Annotated in this window: 12 protein-coding genes and 1 pseudogene; 6 read left to right on the top strand and 7 right to left on the bottom strand. The window is 62.7% G+C overall.

What is annotated here, in order from left to right; all coding sequences use genetic code 11:
* From HDE77_RS19905 to HDE77_RS19875, 7 genes and pseudogenes are all read right to left on the bottom strand, one after another.
* Positions 1-543 (bottom strand): annotated as a pseudogene (locus HDE77_RS19905) (hypothetical protein); the annotation flags it as partial.
* Between the two features lie 287 nt (positions 544-830).
* A complete protein-coding gene (locus HDE77_RS19900; RefSeq protein ID WP_184419667.1) occupies positions 831-2,231 on the bottom strand; it encodes a TIGR03013 family XrtA/PEP-CTERM system glycosyltransferase in 1,401 nt (466 codons plus the stop codon).
* A 739-nt stretch (positions 2,232-2,970) separates the two neighbouring features.
* Positions 2,971-3,858, bottom strand: a complete 888-nt coding sequence (locus HDE77_RS19890) for a cytochrome c oxidase subunit 3 (RefSeq protein WP_184419665.1) — start codon at positions 3,856-3,858, stop codon at positions 2,971-2,973.
* A 131-nt stretch (positions 3,859-3,989) separates the two neighbouring features.
* A complete protein-coding gene (locus HDE77_RS20645; protein WP_255482835.1) occupies positions 3,990-4,121 on the bottom strand; it encodes a hypothetical protein in 132 nt (43 codons plus the stop codon).
* Positions 4,122-4,178: 57 nt separating this feature from the next.
* Positions 4,179-5,795 carry a cytochrome c oxidase subunit I gene (gene ctaD, locus HDE77_RS19885; RefSeq protein WP_184419664.1) on the bottom strand — a complete coding sequence of 539 codons (1,617 nt, stop codon included), beginning with the start codon at positions 5,793-5,795 and terminating at the stop codon, positions 4,179-4,181.
* 60 nt (positions 5,796-5,855) lie between these two features.
* Entirely contained in the window at positions 5,856-6,803 is a 948-nt protein-coding gene (gene coxB, locus HDE77_RS19880) for a cytochrome c oxidase subunit II (protein WP_184419663.1), read from the bottom strand.
* 20 nt (positions 6,804-6,823) lie between these two features.
* Entirely contained in the window at positions 6,824-7,264 is a 441-nt protein-coding gene (locus HDE77_RS19875) for a DUF2244 domain-containing protein (RefSeq protein ID WP_184419668.1), read from the bottom strand.
* 308 nt (positions 7,265-7,572) lie between these two features.
* Here HDE77_RS19875 and putA point away from each other — a divergent pair, with 308 nt between their 5' ends.
* The 6 genes from putA to HDE77_RS19845 all read left to right on the top strand — a co-directional run bounded on the left by putA (position 7,573) and on the right by HDE77_RS19845 (position 18,663).
* Complete coding sequence (putA, locus tag HDE77_RS19870) at positions 7,573-10,728, top strand: bifunctional proline dehydrogenase/L-glutamate gamma-semialdehyde dehydrogenase PutA (RefSeq protein WP_184419662.1); 3,156 nt, start codon at positions 7,573-7,575, stop codon at positions 10,726-10,728.
* A gap of 309 nt (positions 10,729-11,037) precedes the next feature.
* Positions 11,038-12,108 carry an AraC family transcriptional regulator gene (locus tag HDE77_RS19865; RefSeq protein ID WP_184419661.1) on the top strand — a complete coding sequence of 357 codons (1,071 nt, stop codon included), beginning with the start codon at positions 11,038-11,040 and terminating at the stop codon, positions 12,106-12,108.
* A 146-nt stretch (positions 12,109-12,254) separates the two neighbouring features.
* Entirely contained in the window at positions 12,255-13,493 is a 1,239-nt protein-coding gene (locus HDE77_RS19860; RefSeq protein ID WP_184419660.1) for a parallel beta-helix domain-containing protein, read from the top strand.
* A gap of 55 nt (positions 13,494-13,548) precedes the next feature.
* Entirely contained in the window at positions 13,549-14,694 is a 1,146-nt protein-coding gene (locus tag HDE77_RS19855) for an SO2930 family diheme c-type cytochrome (protein WP_255482834.1), read from the top strand.
* Between the two features lie 63 nt (positions 14,695-14,757).
* On the top strand, positions 14,758-17,244 hold the full coding sequence (locus HDE77_RS19850) for a TonB-dependent receptor (RefSeq protein WP_184419658.1): 2,487 nt from the start codon (positions 14,758-14,760) through the stop codon (positions 17,242-17,244).
* Positions 17,245-17,250: 6 nt separating this feature from the next.
* The gene (locus tag HDE77_RS19845; protein WP_184419657.1) at positions 17,251-18,663 is read left to right on the top strand and encodes a coniferyl aldehyde dehydrogenase; all 1,413 of its coding nucleotides are present in this window, start codon (positions 17,251-17,253) and stop codon (positions 18,661-18,663) included.
* Positions 18,664-18,818: the final 155 nt, after the last annotated feature.

Below are 18,818 nucleotides of genomic sequence, written 5' to 3'. Positions count from 1 at the left end.
GGTGGCTTTCAGCGTTTGCCATTGCGCGCTGTTGTTGGCCGCACTCTGGCGCAATGTTGTCAGCGTATTGGTATCCAGGATCAGGCGCGGATGCGCAGCCAGTTGCACGGCAGCGGAACTTGCAGCGGCCAGGGTGATGGGGGCGCTGCTCACGGCGCTGGGAGTTATTACAGCGCCGCTGCCGAGCATGCCCGGGTGGGCCGGCGGCGGGGTCGCGGGCGTGCTCGCGGCCGGAATGCTGACCGCGCCGCGACCAGGCAGCGCAGTGAATACACTGGTCTCGGGGGCCGGCGTCGACGGTTGTGGAGACTGCCTATCCAGTGCATCAATGATGGCAATAGACGGCGATCCCGGCGCTACCGCATCGAAGCTCGTGCTCGCCCCTGATGTGGTGATGGCCGCGCCCGGCACAGCCTGCGCCGGAGAGGCGGCGACGAGTGGAGGGGCGTTGATCGTGGATATCGGCGATGCCGGCGTCACCGGTTGCTGCGCGCTGTCGTGGGCCAGCAGCGACACGGTGCTCAGCAACAGGGTGAGGGCCAAGGCGCTCCAGGCGGCGCGAGCGCTTCGTCGCGATACCCCATCAGGCGACTCTCCGTCTGTCAGCGACAGAGGTGGTGGCGGGACGCTGCTGGCAAGCTTGGCGGAGGAGTGCTGCGGGTGGTTCGACTGATCTCTATCGAAGCGAGCCATGCAAACTCCGCGAATTCAGGTGGGCACTGGATGGTCGGCGTTCGTGGGTGAGACGGTATTACTCTCTTCACATAAATGCACGACTGCGTGGCAGCCGGCAAACCCTGTATCCACCCGACTCGATCAGGCGTGCGCTTTCAACGTGCGCCGCGTCCGAACAGCACGACTTCCACGGTCTGAATCAGGATCAACAGGTCGAACAGCAGATTGTGGTTCTTGACGTAGTACAAGTCGTACTTCAGCTTCTCGACGGCATCGGCTTCGGACGCACCGTAGGGATAGCGCAATTGCGCCCAACCGGCGAGGCCCGGCTTCAAGCAGTGACGCAAGCTGTAATAGCGAATCTTCTCCCCCAGATCGGCGACAAACTGGGGCCGCTCCGGGCGGGGGCCGATGAAGCTCATCTCGCCCTTGAGCACGTTCCACAGCTGCGGCAATTCATCGAGTCGCACTTTGCGCGTGATGCGACCGACGCGGGTGACGCGATCGTCGTCCTTGCTCGCCCAACGCGCCACACCGTCCAACTCGGCATCGGTACGCATGCTGCGGAACTTGATCAGGTGGAAGGTCTTGCCGTGAACGCCTACCCGTTCCTGACGATAGAGAATGGGTTGCCCAGCACCTGACTCGATGCGGATGGCCAGCGCCACCAGGAGCATCAGCGGCCAGGTGAGCAGCAGCACCAGCGTCGCGATGCTCAGATCAAAACAACGTTTGCTCAGCTGGCGCAGCGGCGTAGCGTCGAAACCTCCCGAAAAAACCAGCCACGACGGATCAGTCAGGGACAGTTGCACGCGACCGGACTCGCGCTCAAAAAACGTGGTCAGGTCGGTAACCGCAATGCCGAGCTGACGGCATTCGAGCAGGTCCTCCATCGGCAAACCGCCACGGCGGTCATCGACGCCCACGACGATCTCGTCGACCTGCTCGCGCTGTACCCAGACATGCAGCGGCGCATCAAGGGTCAGCAGATACTCCTCAGGCACAGAGTGCACCTCACCCTGCCGGGAAACGAAACCCAGCACGTTGAAGCCGCGTCGATCGGATTGCCGGCGCATGCGGCTGTGAATCTGCTCGGCGCGCTCCCCGGCACCGAGTATCAGCACGCGTCGCTGGAATACCTTGGCATCCACCAGACGCAAAAACAGGGTCCGGAACACTGCCACGGCAACAAAACCCAGTACCAGCGCGATAAACAGCACGCCGCGGCCGACATACGCCTGCGGCAGCACGTAATACATCACGAAGAGGCCCAAGCCGCCCAGCACGAATCCCACGATCTGACGCACCATCTGGCCGAACCAGCTGGTGCGGATATGCGATTGATACTGGCCCAGCGCCACCATGCCAAGCAGGATGACCACCGCGAACGCGAACGAGCGTTCAGGCATGTGGCGCGAAAACAATTCGAGCTCGACCGGTTGGCGAAAATAACGCAGCTGCATCGCCAGATTCAGCGAAGCCGCAAGCAATAACAATTCGCCGAGGCCCAATAATAGAAGCCAACGCATGGTCTGCCGGTGCAGAAAACGAAGCATGCCCCTTCCCCCCATCCCGTTGCAGGTGTTTCCATTCGTCTTGCAAGAGGTGCGCCAGCACCCCCCTTGAAACGTGACGTTCCGGTAACTGAGATCGGTATCTCTACACCAAACACATTAAAATCACAATATGTACACATCACATTTTTCGATTTCCGAACACTGAACGACACCTCGCGACGCTGAACGTCACCAGGGAAACAAAACACGCCAACACCCCCAAGCGGCCAGTGCGTCATTCAGGATGTCCAGGCGACACCGTGTTACGAGACCCGGCGTCGCCAGAGCTCCGATCCGTCCGGCTGGCAAATCCAGATCGCCCGCCCGGCAGGGCGGTGCTCCCGAGGCGCCCATTGGCGGCGCGACGAGCCCGGTCGCCACCCCGGGAAGCGACGCCGGATCCGCGACAAGCCCGACCCCGAAAGCCTTGAGCAGCGCTTCCTTCCGTGTGTACAGCTTCAGCAGTGCGCGCTCACGCTCCGGTGCCGGAGGCTGGCGCATGTCTGCGGTCTCGGCCGACGTACAAATCGTCGCGATCAAGTCATCGAGAATGAGCCGTGACGGAGAACATTCGATGTCGACGCCAACCGTCGCCGCCGCGCATACCGCGACCGCCACCCAGCTGCCGCTGTGGCTCAGGCTGTCGGCTTACCTTCGGCGGCCGCCGCCACAACTTCCCAAAAACAAAAAGCCCGCCAGGTGGCGGGCTTTTTGGTGTCCTCAGGTCAACACTGTCGACTCAAAGAATGTAGACGAACATGAACAAGCCGAGCCAGACCACATCGACGAAATGCCAGTACCAGGCCACCGCCTCGAAGGCGAAGTGGTGCTCCTTGTTGAAGTGACCCTTGAGCACGCGCAGCCAGATGACGGCCAGCATGATCGTGCCCAGCGTCACGTGCAGACCGTGAAACCCGGTGAGCAGGAAGAACGTCGAACCGTAGACGCCGCTGTGCAGGGTCAGGTTGAGCTCTTTGTACGCCTCGATATATTCGTGTGCCTGGAAGTTCAGGAACAGCGCGCCCAGCAGCACGGTCAGGCCCAGGAACACCAGGATCTTGCCCCGATGCCCTGCGCGCAGCGCGTGGTGCGCAATCGTCACGGTGACGCTGGAGCTGAGCAGGATCAGCGTATTCAGCAAGGGCAGGCCCCATGCCGGCACGGTCGAGAACGATCCGCCGACATGCTCCGGACCATTGCCGCCATTGGCGCTCCACGATGCGGCGTAATCACTCCACAGGAACTGGTGGGTCAACACGCCATGACCCTCACCGCCAAGCCACGGCACCGAGAACATGCGGATGTAGAACAATGCACCGAAGAACGCGCCGAAGAACATCACTTCGGAGAAGATGAACCACATCATTCCCATGCGGAATGACACATCCACCTGGTTGTTGTAGTCGCCGGCCAGCGACTCGTTGATGACCGAGCGGAACCAGCCGAAGAACATGCCCAGCACGCCGACCACGCCAATGCTCAGCACGGTCTTGCCGAAACCGCTGTCACCGGGCTCCGCGTTCAACCAGTGCGCGGCACCGAACACGGTGGTGAACATGACCAGGGCGGCCACGATCGGCCAGTAGCTCTTGGTCGGAATAAAGTAAGCGTCGTGCTGCTGACCCATGGTGAGACCCCGTGGATTTCTCTTGATGACTTTTGCCCCGTCATGTCGCACGGGGAACTGCATGTTGGCCGGCCAGACCTCGCCGGTTGAAGCAAAAACGTGTACTGAAAAAAGTGTGGTGACAGGTACGACTATTTCATCATCGTTATCTGCAGGAACGACAGCAGATAGAACGCCAGGGCGAGCGAGCCAAGTATCGTCACGGTGAGCCTTACGCCCTTGCCCCGCTTTCCGATTTCTTGATCTGTGGTCTGCTGCATCATGTCGATTTTCTACCTGAATCGCTGCGGCCGCGGGCGACCGTGGCGATTCGATGGAGGTTATGCGTTGACGTTGCCGTGCGCCAGCTCATCGTCGTGAATGACCGGCGGCACGTCGAAGGTGTGATACGGCGCCGGCGACGGCACGGTCCACTCCAGGCCCTTGGCACCTTCCCATACGCGGTCGGTAGCCTTGTTCTTGGAGAAGAATGCGCAGTGGATCAGCACGCCGAGGAAGATCAGCTGCGAGGCACCGAACAGGAAGCCGCCGATCGAGCTGACCATGTTGAAGCTGGCGAACGCCACGTTGTAATCGGGGATGCGGCGCGGCATGCCGGCCAGGCCCAGGAAGTGCTGCGGGAAGAACAGCACGTTCACCCAGATCACGCTGTTCCAGAAATGCATCTTGCCCCAGAACTCGCTGTACATGTTGCCGGTCCACTTCGGCAGCCAGTAATAGGTAGCCGAGATGATGGCGAAGATCGCGCCGGTGACCAGCACGTAGTGGAAATGCGCCACCACGAAGTAGGTGTCGTGGTACTGGAAGTCGGCCGGCACCAGCGCCAGCATCAGGCCGGAGAAACCGCCGATGGTGAACAGGATGACGAACGCGATCGCGAACAGCATCGGCGTCTCGAAAGTCATCGAGCTGCCCCACATCGTGGCGACCCAGTTGAACACTTTCACGCCAGTCGGCACCGCGATCAGCATCGTCGCGTACATGAAGAAGATCTCGGCGCCCAGCGGCAGGCCGACCGTGAACATGTGGTGCGCCCACACGATGAACGAGAGGAACGCGATCGAGGCAATCGCGAACACCATCGCCTTGTAGCCGAAGATCGGCTTGCGGGCGAAGGTCGGAATCACTTCCGAGATGATCCCGAACGCCGGCAGGATCATGATGTACACCTCGGGATGCCCGAAGAACCAGAAAATGTGCTGATACAGGACCGGGTCGCCACCGCCGGCGGCATTGAAGAAGCTGGTGCCGAAATACTTGTCGGTGAGCAGCATGGTTACCGCACCGGCCAGCACCGGCATCACGGCGATCAGCAGGAACGCGGTGATCAGCCAGCTCCACACGAACACCGGCATCTTCAACAGCTCCATGCCCGGGGCACGCAGGTTGAGGATGGTCGCGATGATGTTGATCGCGCCCATGATCGAGCTGATGCCCATCAGATGGATCGCGAACACGGTGTAGGCAAGCGAACTGGTCTGCAGCGACAGCGGCGGCAGCATGGTCCAGCCGCCAGCCGCGCTACCGCCCGGCATGAACAGCGTGGACAGCAACAGCGTGAACGCGAACGGCAGGATCCAGAACGACAGGTTGTTCATGCGCGGCAGCGCCATGTCCGGCGCGCCGATCATCATCGGGATCATCCAGTTGCCGAGGCCGACGAAGGCCGGCATCACGGCGCCGAAGATCATCACCAGCGCATGCAGCGTGGTCATTTCATTGAAGAAATACGGCTGCATCAGCTGCAGACCCGGCTGGAAGAGCTCCGCGCGGATCGCCATCGCGAAGCTGCCGCCGATGAAGAACATCGTCAGCGCGAAGATCAGATACAGCGTGCCGATGTCCTTGTGGTTGGTGGACATGCACCAGCGCTGGAAGAAACCTTTCGGCGCGCCGTGGTGATCATCGTGATGATCATGGGTGGCTGCGTTGGACATGGCCTTGAACCTCTAACCTGTTATTGAATGCGACTGTATGAAAGCGTGAACAGCGAGGGCTCAGCCCTGTTTGCCCGTAGCCGGCTTGTCCGCAGCCGGAGCCGGGGTCGATGGCGTTGCCGCGGCGGTGGAAGCTGCCGCCGGTGCCGCCGCCGGAGCGGCCGCGTTTGCCTGCTGCTCGGCCAGCCACTTGGCGAAGTCCGGCTTGGACATGGCGACTACCACGATCGGCATGAAGCCGTGATCCTGGCCGCAAAGCAGCGCGCACTGGCCACGGTACGTGCCCGGCACCGTGATATTGGTCCATGCGGCGTTGACGATGCCCGGAATGGCGTCGACCTTCCAGCCCAGCGCCGGCACCCACCAGGAATGGATCACGTCACCACCAGTGATCGCAAAACGGATCTTGGTATCGACCGGTACCACCAGCGGCTTGTCGACATTCAGCAGGTAGGTATTTTCATCGCCGACCTTGACCGCGCGCGGATCGAGGCCCGAACCGAGCTGACGGGTCGCGTTGCTCTGGTCGTCGAGCTTGGACATGAAGCCGACCTTGTTGATCGGCTTGCCCAGGTAATCGATGTAGTCGTAGCGCCATTTCCACTGGTAGCCGGTGACCTTGATGGTCATCTGCGATCCGGTGGTGTCGGCCCACGAGGTGAGCCCGCCGGTGGCAAGGTAGGCCAGCGTGATCAGGATGAGCACCGGGATCGTGGTCCAGATGACTTCCAGCAAGGTGTTGTGCGACCACTTCTCGGCCACCGCGCCGCGCGATTTGCGGAAGCGGAACATGGCGATGAACATCGCGCCGAACACCAGGATGCCGATCACCACGCAGATGCCGAGCGAGATGGTGTTGAGGTTGTACGGCACCTGTGACCAGGTGGTCGCGCCGCGCGTCAGGTTCAACTGATACGGCTCCGGATTGGCGTGAACCACGCCGCCGAACGATGCAAGGGCGAGCGCTGCCCATGCCGTGAATGATCGCCTGATGCCGCCAGATGTCATGTCTTGCACCTTTGTTGAACCTATTTGCGCGGCTGGGCGTTTACATCGGCCAGCAACACCATGAGTTTCTTCGACAGCTCGACGCGTTCCTGATCCGCCAGAAAAGCGCCAATCTCCAATTCGTGTCCATGCGATGACAGCAGCAGGCGGTGACGCCCATTGCCCGGTTCCAGCAACACGCGCACCCAGTACGACTGGAAACTCATGCTGCGCCGGCCCGGCAGGGACTGCACCTCCAGCGACGATGCGTCGAGGGTGATGCGCTCACTGCGATCGCCGGCCCGCCAGGCCACGCTCAAGGCGTAAGCCACGGCGGCAGATTCGACCAGGGCAAACAGCGGAGCAAACACATTCCCCTGCCACGCACCCAGTCCTGCCGTTGTCAGTGCCAGCACCACCAGAACCATGATCAATCGACGCAACCCGCGCCGGCTGAGCGCACGATTGGGCTTGAGCCACATCGTCACGCACGGCAGGCCGGCGACAGCTGGTCGAAGCACGATCATGGGGATCCGGCGTGCCTGGAACGCCGGAATGATAGGCCGCGGCGAGGCAGCGGGCAAGAATGTCGCACCCGGATGATCTGCATCAAGCCCTCCGAACACGCCGGCAAGCGGCCTGCCGACAGGGCCGGCGAGCGATCTGCACAACCGACAGATCGCCCACTGACGGTGCCTGAAGCACGCCCACCGCGCACGCTCCAGCGTACAATCCCGCGCTCCCCTCCGCACAAAAGCGGATTTATTGCAGTGGATCGGCAGACCAGCCCGTGACCCAACCCATTCTCAGCCCCGAACTTCCCCTCAACAGCACTCCGGCCCGCGCACGCATCACTGCGGCGTGGTTGCGCGACGAGACCGAAGCAGTCAACGACCTGCTTGCCCAGGCCACCTTGCCGCCGGTCGAGCGCGAGAAGGTGATCGACCTTGCCGCCGACCTGGTCAGCCGCGTGCGGCTGCGCGCCAAGGATCAGAGCGCGGTCGAGTCCTTCATGCGCCAGTACGACCTGTCCAGCGAGGAAGGCGTGCTGCTGATGTGCGTGGCCGAGGCGCTGCTGCGCATCCCCGACAAGGCCACCGCCGACAAGCTGATCCGCGACAAGCTCGGCGACGCTGACTGGAAGAAGCATCTGGGCCAGAGCGAGTCGCTGTTCGTCAACGCCTCGACCTGGGGCCTGATGCTCACCGGTCATCTTGTGAACCTGGCCGAAGACACCCGTCACGATTTCACCGGCGCACTGAAGCGGCTGGCCGGCCGCGCCGGCGAGCCGGCGATTCGTCTGGCCGTGCGTCAGGCCATGCGCATCATGGGCTATCAGTTCGTGATGGGGCAGACGATCGAGGACGCGCTGGACCGCTCCGCGAAGAAGGAATACGCGATCTACCGCTATTCCTACGACATGCTGGGCGAGTCGGCCCTGACCAGCGAAACAGCCGAGCGTTACCAGCAGGATTACCGCAACGCGATCGCCGCGATTGGCGCGCGCGGTCCGTTCGCGAACCACACCGACGCGCCGTCGATCTCGGTCAAGCTGTCCGCACTCCATCCGCGCTATGAAGTGACCAAGCGCGAACTTGCCCACCGCCAGCTCAGCGAAAAACTGCTGGAACTGTCGCAGCTCGCCATGAAGTACGGCATCGCGCTGTCGGTGGATGCCGAAGAGGCCGAACGCCTCGAACTATCGCTCGACATCATCGGCGATGTGTTTGCGCACCCCTCGCTGGAAGGCTGGAACGGCCTGGGCATCGTGGTGCAGGCGTATGCCAAGCGCACGCCGTTCGTGATCGACTGGCTGATCGAAACCGCGCGCGCCGCGAAGCGCCGCTGGTACGTGCGCCTGGTCAAGGGCGCCTACTGGGACGCCGAGATCAAGCGTGCGCAGGAAAACGGCCTGGCCGGCTACCCGGTGTTCACGCGCAAGCCGAACACCGACGTGTCGTACCTGGCCTGCGCACGACTCCTGTTCGGCGGTGGCAGCGAGCTGATCTATCCGCAGTTCGCGACTCACAACGCACACACGATCGCCGCCGTGCATCACATCGCGCAAGGCCGGCCATACGAGTATCAGCGCCTGCATGGCATGGGCACCGATCTGTATGCCGAAGTGATCGGCCCGAAGAATCTCAATGTTCCTTGCCGCGTGTATGCACCGGTCGGCACGCATGAAGATCTGCTGCCGTACCTGGTGCGTCGCCTGCTCGAGAACGGTGCCAATACCAGCTTCGTCAACCGCGTCGTCGACGAGAGCGTGCCGGTGCGCACGCTGGTCGCCGACCCGTGCGAAACGGTGCGTGCTTTCGCTTCGATCCCTCACCCGCGCATTCCGCTGCCGGTGAATCTCTACGGTGAACTTCGGAAGAATTCCATGGGCGTCAACTTTTCCAACGACAATGAACTGCGGGCGATGGCCGATGCGGTCAACGCCCACGCCGGCCCGTGGATCGCCGGCCCGCTGGTGCCAGGCGCCGCCACCTCGGGCACCACTGTGCAGGTGACCAATCCGGCCGACCGCCGCCAGACTGTCGGCAGCTACGTCAGCGCCGACAACGCCGCCGTCGACAAGGCCCTCAGCAATGCGGTCGCTGCACAGAACGGCTGGGATCGCATGCCTGCGGCGAGCCGCGCCGCGATTCTCGAGCACGCCGCCGAGCAGCTCGAAGCGCGCCGCGGCGAATTCATCGCGCTGTGCGTGCGCGAGGCCGGCAAGAGCCTGCCCGATGCGATCGCCGAGATCCGCGAAGCAGCCGACTTCCTGCGCTACTACGCCACCATGGCGCGCCGCCTGTTTGGCCAGCCGGAAAATCTGCCCGGCCCGACCGGCGAGAGCAATCAGTTGTTCCTCAACGGCCGCGGTGTGTTCGTCTGCATCAGCCCGTGGAATTTCCCGCTGGCGATCTTCCTCGGTCAGGTCAGCGCCGCGCTCGCCGCCGGCAACGCCGTCATCGCCAAGCCGGCCGAACAGACTTCGCTGATCGGTCATGCCGCGATCAAACTGCTGCATGACGCTGGCGTGCCGGTCGACGTGCTGCAGTACCTGCCAGGCGACGGCGCCGTCGTCGGTGTCGCACTCACCAGGGACCCGCGCGTCTCCGGCGTCGCGTTCACCGGCTCCACCGATACCGCGTGGGCGATCAATCGCGCCTTGGCTGCTCGCAATGCGCCGATCGCCGCGCTGATTGCCGAGACCGGCGGCCAGAACGCGATGATCGCCGATTCGTCGGCGCTGCCCGAGCAGATCGTCAAGGACGTCATCGCCTCCGCGTTCCAGTCCGCCGGCCAGCGCTGCTCCGCCGCACGCGTGCTGTTCGTGCAGGAAGACATTGCCGACAAGGTCTGCACGATGCTCGCCGGTGCGATGGCCGAGCTCAAGGTGGGCGACCCGGGCCAGCTGTCCACCGACGTCGGTCCGGTGATCGACGGGGACTCGATGCAGATCCTGGTCGAACATGCCGCACGCATGGACAAAGAGGCTAAAAAGATTGCCGAAGTGAAGCTCGATCCGGCGCTCACCAGCCACGGCACCTTCTTCGCCCCACGCGCTTACGAAATTTCGTCACTGGGCATACTCAAGCGCGAGGTGTTCGGCCCGATACTGCACGTGATCCGCTGGAAGGGCAGCGAGCTGGACAAGGTAGTGGAGCAGATCAACGCTACCGGCTACGGCCTCACGCTCGGCATTCACAGCCGGATCAACGACACCGTCGACTACATCTCCAGTCACGCCCGCGTCGGCAACTGCTACGTCAACCGCAACCAGATCGGTGCGGTAGTCGGCGTGCAGCCGTTCGGCGGCGAGAACCTGTCCGGCACCGGCCCGAAAGCTGGCGGCCCGCATTACCTGCTGCGCTTCGCCAACGAGCGCACGCTCACCATCAACACCACTGCCGCTGGCGGCAACGCGTCGCTGCTGACCATCGGCGAGTAGCACCAAACCGCTTGCTATGGCGGGGCGTCGAATCTCAGCGAGTTTTGGCTTTTGACTCCCTCCCCTGCTTGCAGGGGAGGGTTGGGGTGGGGTAAAGCTCTTGATCTGCAACCTCCGGGAGAGCACCCCCTCCCAGCCTCCCCATGCAAGCAGTGGGAGGAGCCGTGCCCGACGAATTCTGGAGCGACCGCTGAAATTCGGCGCGACCTCAACAACAGCGTGCTGCTTGTGCGCCGCGCCAACCATGGCGCGGCGCCGCGTGTTAGAACATGCGGATGGCCGACGGGGGTCGGCATCGGGATAGCGGGTATGGCACAGGCAACGGCCGGTATCGATGCCGCGCAGCGGCGCTCGGCGGTGATACATGATCCGCGCTCGCTGGTCGCGAATATTCCGCCGAATGTATTGGTCCATCTGGCCGAATATGCGGCGCAACGCGGCATTCCGGTCGATGCCTGGTTCGCCGGGCTCGCACTGAGTCGTGCCCAGATCAACGACCCTGGCGTACAGGTGTCATACCGGCAGGCCCGCACCGTACTCGTGCGCGCACTCGAGGCCATGGAAGAGCCTTCGCTAGGCTTGCTGGTGGGTTGCAGCGAGACCATCGGCAGCTTCGGCCTGCTTGGCCTGACCATGATGACGTCGCGTACGTTTGGCGAGGCCATGCTTGCCGGCATCGACAATCACAAGATCTGCGGCAGTCTGCTCGAAGTGGGTTTCGCTCCGGTCGATGAACAGACCGTGGCCGTGCAGGCGTGGCCGCTGTTTGGCGAACGCGAGCTGCTGCCGTTTTTGTGCGAAGAACTTTTCGCCAGCTCGTTGGCGATCGCGCGCGAACTGGTGGGTCCGCAACTGCTGCCGCGCCGTCTGGAGCTCACCTACACCGCACCCGCCTGGGCCGATGCCTATACGGAAGTCTTCGGGTGCGAGGTGTGTTTCGGCGCGCCGCAGAACCGCATCCTGGTCGATGCCGAGTATCTCGGCGTGCCGCTGCCTGGCTATAACCCGCTCACGTCCAGACAGGCACTCGCGCTGTGCCAGCAGCAGAAGGACACGCGCGGCGACGACGGCGAAATTGTCGGCTCGGTGGAGCGTCTGCTGCGCAGCCGCCTGCGCGAGCATCCGCGGCTGACCGAGGTGGCGCGCACCCTCAACCTCAGCGAACGCTCGCTGCGCCGCAAGCTGGCCGACAGTGGACGCATCTTTCGCGACATCCACGACCAGATCCGCGCCGAGCGTGCGCTGGAGCTTTTGAGCGGTGACCTCAGCGTGGCAGAGATCGGCAGCGAGCTCGGCTATAGCGATCCCCGGGAGTTTCGTCGGGCGTTCAAGCGCTGGACCGGCATGCCGCCGCAGGATGCGAGACGCAGCGCCGCCTGAGCGGATCGAAGTCCATGCTCGGCCGGGCAATTCGCATCCTGGCCGCTTTACCCCCCCTAAGCCGTCCCTGCTGCCCTCCCCCCGAGGCCGGGCTTGCGTGACAGTGCGATGACGCCGTACCGCCTGGTGCGAGGGGAGATTCAACGATGCGCAAGACCGCTCTGGTCATCGCCACAACGCTGCTGCTGGCTGCCTGCGGCGGCAAGGAACCCGCGTCGCAGAGCCAGAGCGATGCCTCCTTCGAGAGCAGGCTGCAGGAGCAGCTGCTCGACGCCAAGCCCGGCAGCGTGATCGATGTCCCTGCAGGCCATTACCACCTGCAGCGCGGCCTCAGTCTGCGCACGGACGGGGTGACCATTCGCGGCGCCGGCATGGACAAGACCGTGCTGTCGTTCAAGGGCCAGGTCTCCGGCCCCGAGGGCCTGCTGGTCAATGCCAACGACTTCACCGTCGAAAACCTCGCCATTGAAGACACCAAGGGCGATGCACTGAAGATCAACCAGGGCCGCAACATCACCATCCACGGCGTGCGCATCGAGTGGACCGACGGCCCCCAGACCACCAATGGGGCCTACGGCCTGTATCCGGTGAAGACGCAAAACGTGCTGGTGGAGGATTCGACGGTGATCGGCGCGTCCGACGCGGGCATCTACGTCGGCCAGTCCAACAACATCGTGGTGCGCCGCAATCATGCCGAAGACAACGTCGCTGGCATCGAGATCGAGAACTCGGTGAACGCCGACGTCTACGACAACACCGCGACGAAAAACACCGGCGGCATCCTGGTCTTCAATATGCCAAACCTCAGCCAGGCCGGTCACGCCAGCCGCGTATTCAGGAACAAGGTGTTCGACAACAACACCGACAATTTCGCTGCCAAGGGTGCCGCCGTGGCCAGCGTGCCGGCTGGGTCCGGCGTGGTGGTGAACTCGAATGACCGCGTGGAGATTTTCGACAACGATATCGCCGACAACCAGACCGCGAACGTCATCATCTCCAGCTACTTCTCCACCAATTACTACAACAAGGCCGGCGTCGCACCCGAGTACAACCCGTACCCCAAAGGCATCTTCATCTACGACAACCGCTTCAAGGGCGGCGGCGATTCGCCGGATGGCCTGAAGCTGAAAACGTTGAAGAGCGCGGTGTACGGCATCAACGGTCACTTTCCCGATGTGCTCTGGGATGGTTACGTCGACGCGAAGACCCTGGTCGATGGATTGCCACCCGCCAACGATCGCCTGTGCGTGCAGAACGGCGATGTCGGCGTGCTCGATGCCGATGGTCCGCACGACTATAAGAGCCCGACCACCGACACCAAGCCCTATCAGTGCACGCTGCCGAAGCTGCCGCCGGTCACGCTCAGCCCGGAGCCGAAGGTTTGAAACATTCCGGCCTGAAACATTTCGACGTCCAGACAGCAAGTGCACGATGAGAACGATGTTTTGCAAGCATGCTTTGTGGCTGGTTTCGCTGCTGCTGTTGAGCGCCTGTCATCGCGAAATGCCCCCGGTGGCGTTTCACGCCCAGGGGCGGCCAGCGAAGTTGAGTGACTGGCACGTGGTCGAAGTGCGCGACGGCAAGCTGATGATCAACCAGGGTGTCGTTCCCTATGATCTCAACACGCCACTGTTTACCGATTACGCGCACAAGCTGCGCACGATCTGGATGCCGCAAGGCGTTTCGGCAAAGTACGACGCGACCGACACCTTCGATTTTCCGGTCGGAACGATCATCAGCAAGACATTTTTCTATCCCGTACCCAAGCTTGGTGCGCCCGATGCCAAGGCGGTCGCGCGCACTTACGACACCTCGCGCGACTTCGCCGGACAGGGGCTGGATATGTCGCAGGTGCACCTGATAGAGACGCGCATCCTGGTGCGACGTATAGACGGCTGGGTGGCCATTCCCTATGTATGGAACGACGCGCAGACCGATGCAGAACTGGCCCGCACCGGCGTCGTGCTGCCGTTGACCCTGGTGGCCGACAACGGTGACCGTGAAGCGTTCAACTACGTAGTACCCGACGAAAGCCAGTGCGTAAGCTGCCATGCGCAGGACTGGATAAGCCGCAAGATCCATCCAATCGGCCTGAAGGCGCGCCATATCAATCGCGACTATCGCTACGCCGACGGCGAGCGCAACGAACTCGATGAGCTGATGAAGGTTGGCTATCTCGCCGGCGCGCCGGCGGCCGCGCAGGCACCGCGCAACGCGAGCTGGGTCGATCCGCAAGCCCCACTCGACGCCCGTGCGCGCGCCTATCTCGATATCAACTGCGGCCATTGCCACAATCCCAAAGGGGCGGCCAACACCACCGGGCTCACGCTCGATGTCAGCGCTGCCGAAGATCGTCACATCGGCCTGTGCAAGCCGCCGGTCGCTGCCGGCCGCGGCACCGGCGATCACTTTTTCGACATCGTGCCCGGCAAACCGGACGACTCGATCCTGCCTTACCGCATGGCGTCGAGCGACCCGGGCGTGATGATGCCGGAAATCGGTCGTAGCACGGTGCACCGTGAGGGCGTTGCACTGATCAGGGCGTGGATCGCGGCGCAGCAGGGGAACTGCGTCGCGATCCACTGAGGGCAGCAAATAAAACCAGGACGGCCATGTAGCCGCCCGCATCGACGCAAGGGGATCACGGGGATGAACATGCTTCAACGACCACTAGCCGCCTGCCTGCGGCCGTTGCTCTTCGGCACGACGACAGGCTTGCTCCTGTGCTGCCCGCTGCCGGCATTTGGCGCCGATCCCTTGCCGCAGGACGCGCCTGCCACTGCGACGCCGGCAACCAGGCCCGATCCCAACAAAGCCAAGCAACTGGGCAATGTCACCGTCACGGCGCAAAGCCGCACGCAGGAAATGGAGCAGGTGCCGATCCCCTTGCAGATCATCACCGCCAAGCAGATCGAGACGCTGGCTGCTACCGATCTCAGCAAGATGTCGCTGTTCGTGCCTGGCCTGGTGGTGGACGGCAGTCAGCCGACGCAACCGAACTATCAACTGCGCGGCATCAGCACCAGCGATTTTGGCATCGGCACCGAGCCGGCCATCGGCGTGTATGTCGATGGCGTCTACGCGGCGAGATCCGGTGGCGCCCTGCTCGCCTTCAACGATATCCAGCGGATCGAGGTACTGAAGGGTCCGCAAGGCACGCTGTTTGGCCGCAATGCCGCGGGCGGTGCGATTTCGATCGTCACCAACGAGCCGAGCGACAAGTTCGAGGGCAAGGTGGTTGCGCGCATCGGCAACGATGGAGAGCACTATGAAAACGCGCTGCTGAACATTCCGATCGACAACGACATGGCACTACGTGTCAGCGTGCTGGACAACCAGAGCGACGGCTGGGTCAAGGACCAGGCGAACGGCCAGCACTACGGCAAGAACGACGACTGGGGCAGTCGCGCGGTCTATCGCTGGAATGTCACGCCTGATACGCGCGTATTGCTGTCGTGGGATCACGAGCGACTCGACCAACCGCCGCGACCGGCGTTCGGGCTGGTGGCATTGTCGAACGACACCAATCAACGTCCGCCGTTTCCGCCGGATCCGTCCACCTATATCAATCCCCTGACGTCACCGCTCTACAACGATGCGATCAATGCCTCGGAGAACCGTCAATTCGATGGCTCGACGCTGACAGTCGATCACTCCTTCGCCTGGGGAAGCTCCACCTCGACCACCGCCTGGCGGCACTTCAATACGTTCAATGACGAGGACAACGACGGCACCAATCACATCGTGACCTATCTGGACACCGCCAATATCGAGCACAACAACAGCTGGTACCAGGAATTCAAACTGGCCGGCAATTCCGATCTGCTCGACTGGGTCTCCGGTGTCAGCTTCTACAGCGAGCAGGCACGCCAGACCAGCCAGACGAACACCAACACCGACAGCCTGGATACGCTGGCGCAGAACGTGGACGGCGCAGGCCTGCCTCTGACTGAAATCAGCCAGGGGTTGCAGGCACTGGGCCTGCCGTTCAACCTGCTCGGCGACCCCTGGCGCGAGCAGATCAGCAACGACGGCAACACCAAGTCATACGCTGCCTTTGGCGATCTGATCTGGCATCTCAGCGACAAGCTGGACCTGACCACCGGTCTGCGCTACACGCTCGATGAAAAAAAGTTCTCCTGGTACAACGCGCCGCGGCAGGCTGCTGCGTTCGATCAGACCGTCGAGGCGCTGCAGACCAACCAGGTTTTCGGCATACCCATCTACGACTTGCTGCCACCGCAAGCGCAGCAGGCATTGGGCGTGTTCGGCAACAACATCATCTTCCCGAACGCTGTCGGCATACCGGTGCAGACCAGCAACAGCTGGCACGACTTCAGCCCACGAGTCGTGCTCGATTACAAATTCACGCCCAACCTGATGGCGTACGCGTCGGTCACCAAGGGCTACAAGGCCGGCGGCTACAACAGCCTGCAGGTCGGCTCGCTTTACGCGCCGGAGAAGGTCTGGAACTACGAAGCGGGCATCAAGACCGTGCTGCCGCAATACAACCTGCTGTTCAACGCGTCGGTCTATCACTACCTCTATTACAACCTGCAATCGTCGGTGCTGGATCCGAACACGACAGGCTCGGGCATCCCCTTCTACATTGTCAGCACCAGCAATCAGGAAGCGACCGGCGTGGAGCTGGAAGCCCAATGGCAACCGACGGATGCGCTGCGACTGAATTTCACCGGCGCGTATATCGACGATACCTATACCAAGGGCACCTCCACCTCCGGCGTCAACCTGGCTGGCGAACCGACCGGCGAGCCGTTTTTCTCAGGGACCGCCGGTCTGGCCTACACCTGGCACGATGTCTACAACGGGGATCTGGAATTCGACCTGCAGTACGCCTATCGCGGTCGTACCCGCTGCAATGACGACTCGCAGGTACAAGGCACGTGTCTGGTTACGCCGTATTTCACGATCGGCGGATCGACCCAGCGCACCGATGGGCGACTGGACTGGCATACTCCCGGCAACAGTTGGGGCGTAGGTTTATTCGGCAACAACATCTTCAACAAACGCTATGTCGTCAGCGAAGGTAACGACAGCACGAATGTCTTCGGTACCCCCTACGCCACGATCACGTCGCCACGCGTGTGGGGCGTGGAATTCCGCGCCAAATTCTGAGTAGCCATGAACACACCCAGCACCGACCTGACCGCAAACCTGCAACTGATGCGCGCCGCGCAATCGCGCGATCCGTCGCCGACATGGGACGCGCGCGCCGCCCGTCTGCGCACTCTGGAAGCGTTGCTGCAGGGCCACCGCAGCGCGATCGCCACGGCGATCAATGCCGACTTCGGCTGCCGGCCGAAAGAAGAAACCGACCTGCTGGAATTCTTCCCCAGCCTGTCCGGTATCCGCCATGCACTGCGCCATGGTCGTCGCTGGATGCGCCCACGACGCTCGCTGGCCGGTCTCGCCTTCCTGCCCGCGCGCAATGTGCTGATCCCGCAGCCGCTGGGCGTCATCGGCATCATCGTGCCTTGGAACTATCCGCTTTACCTGGCGATCGGGCCGCTGGTCGACGCACTGGTCGCCGGTAACCGCGCGATGGTCAAGATGAGCGAATACACGCCGCGCTTCTCGGCACTGTTCGCTGACCTCGTGTCGAAGTATTTCAAGGCCGATGAAGTACTGGTCGTCAACGGCGATGCCGAGGTCGCGCAGGCATTTTCAGGATTGCCGTTCGACCACCTGCTGTTCACCGGCTCCACCGCGGTCGGCCATCACGTGATGCGCGCGGCGTCCGCCAACCTGACCCCGGTGACGCTCGAACTGGGTGGAAAATCGCCCGCGATCATCGGCCCCGGTGCGCGCTTCGACAACGCGGTGGAGCGCATCTTGTTCGGCAAACTGGTCAATGCGGGACAGACCTGCATCGCGCCGGACTACGTGCTGTTGCCCAGAGCACGCCTGCCGGATTTCATCGACGCCGCCCAGCGCGTGGCAGCACGGATGTATCCGCAACTCGGGCACAGCACGGAATACGCCAGCATCGCTTCCGATCGCCAGTATCAGCGCATCGTTGCTTTGCGCGACCGTGCCGTGAGCGCCGGCGCACGCGTGCATGCGCTGAGCGGCGCGACGGATGATCCGGCACGCCGCCTGCTGCCTCCGCAGCTCCTGAGTGACGTCAACGACAGCATGGACGTGATGCAGGAGGAGATCTTCGGTCCGCTGCTGCCGCTGGTTCCGTATGACTCCATCGACGAAGCCATCGCCTACGTCGCAGCCCATCCACATCCGTTGGCGTTGTATCTGTTCGAGCAAAATCAGGCGCTGATCGACAGCGTGCTGGCACGCACCGTGGCCGGTGGCGTCAGCGTCAACGACACGCTGTACCACATCGCCCAGCACGGGCTGCCATTTGGCGGCGTAGGTGCGTCGGGTATGGGCGGCTACCACGGCGAGGCGGGTTTCCGCACGTTCTCGCATCTGAAACCGGTGTTCCGGCAGGCACGCTTCAATGGCGCCGGCTTGCTCAATCCGCCCTACGGTGCGCGCTTCCGACGCATGCTGGACATCCTGCTCAAGCGTGGATGAGTGGATGTAACCAGTCGCGACGCAGGATGCCGGCACGGGAATAAAAAAATCCCCGCTCACTGAACTGCACCCCAGAAGTTGGACACCCGTCCAATCTCTGGGGTGTTTGTCATGGCGAAGTACGACGAGCGATTTAAGTTCAAGGTGGCCCGAGA

It is taken from the genome of Rhodanobacter sp. MP7CTX1, assembly GCF_014205795.1.
Classification (GTDB): Bacteria; Pseudomonadota; Gammaproteobacteria; order Xanthomonadales; family Rhodanobacteraceae; genus Rhodanobacter.
Note: the sequence above shows the minus strand (reverse complement) of the source record. Positions and strands in the feature narration are given on the sequence as shown.

Coding starts and splice junctions, on each gene's coding strand:
- HDE77_RS19900 (WP_184419667.1), bottom strand. CDS start 2,231: ATGCTTCGTTTTCTGCACCGGCAGACCATGCGTTGGCTTCTATTATTG.
- HDE77_RS19890 (WP_184419665.1), bottom strand. CDS start 3,858: ATGGGTCAGCAGCACGACGCTTACTTTATTCCGACCAAGAGCTACTGG.
- HDE77_RS20645 (WP_255482835.1), bottom strand. CDS start 4,121: ATGATGCAGCAGACCACAGATCAAGAAATCGGAAAGCGGGGCAAGGGC.
- ctaD (WP_184419664.1), bottom strand. CDS start 5,795: ATGTCCAACGCAGCCACCCATGATCATCACGATGATCACCACGGCGCG.
- coxB (WP_184419663.1), bottom strand. CDS start 6,803: ATGACATCTGGCGGCATCAGGCGATCATTCACGGCATGGGCAGCGCTC.
- HDE77_RS19875 (WP_184419668.1), bottom strand. CDS start 7,264: ATGTGGCTCAAGCCCAATCGTGCGCTCAGCCGGCGCGGGTTGCGTCGA.
- HDE77_RS19865 (WP_184419661.1), top strand. CDS start 11,038: ATGGCACAGGCAACGGCCGGTATCGATGCCGCGCAGCGGCGCTCGGCG.
- HDE77_RS19860 (WP_184419660.1), top strand. CDS start 12,255: ATGCGCAAGACCGCTCTGGTCATCGCCACAACGCTGCTGCTGGCTGCC.
- HDE77_RS19855 (WP_255482834.1), top strand. CDS start 13,549: ATGTTTTGCAAGCATGCTTTGTGGCTGGTTTCGCTGCTGCTGTTGAGC.
- HDE77_RS19850 (WP_184419658.1), top strand. CDS start 14,758: ATGAACATGCTTCAACGACCACTAGCCGCCTGCCTGCGGCCGTTGCTC.
- HDE77_RS19845 (WP_184419657.1), top strand. CDS start 17,251: ATGAACACACCCAGCACCGACCTGACCGCAAACCTGCAACTGATGCGC.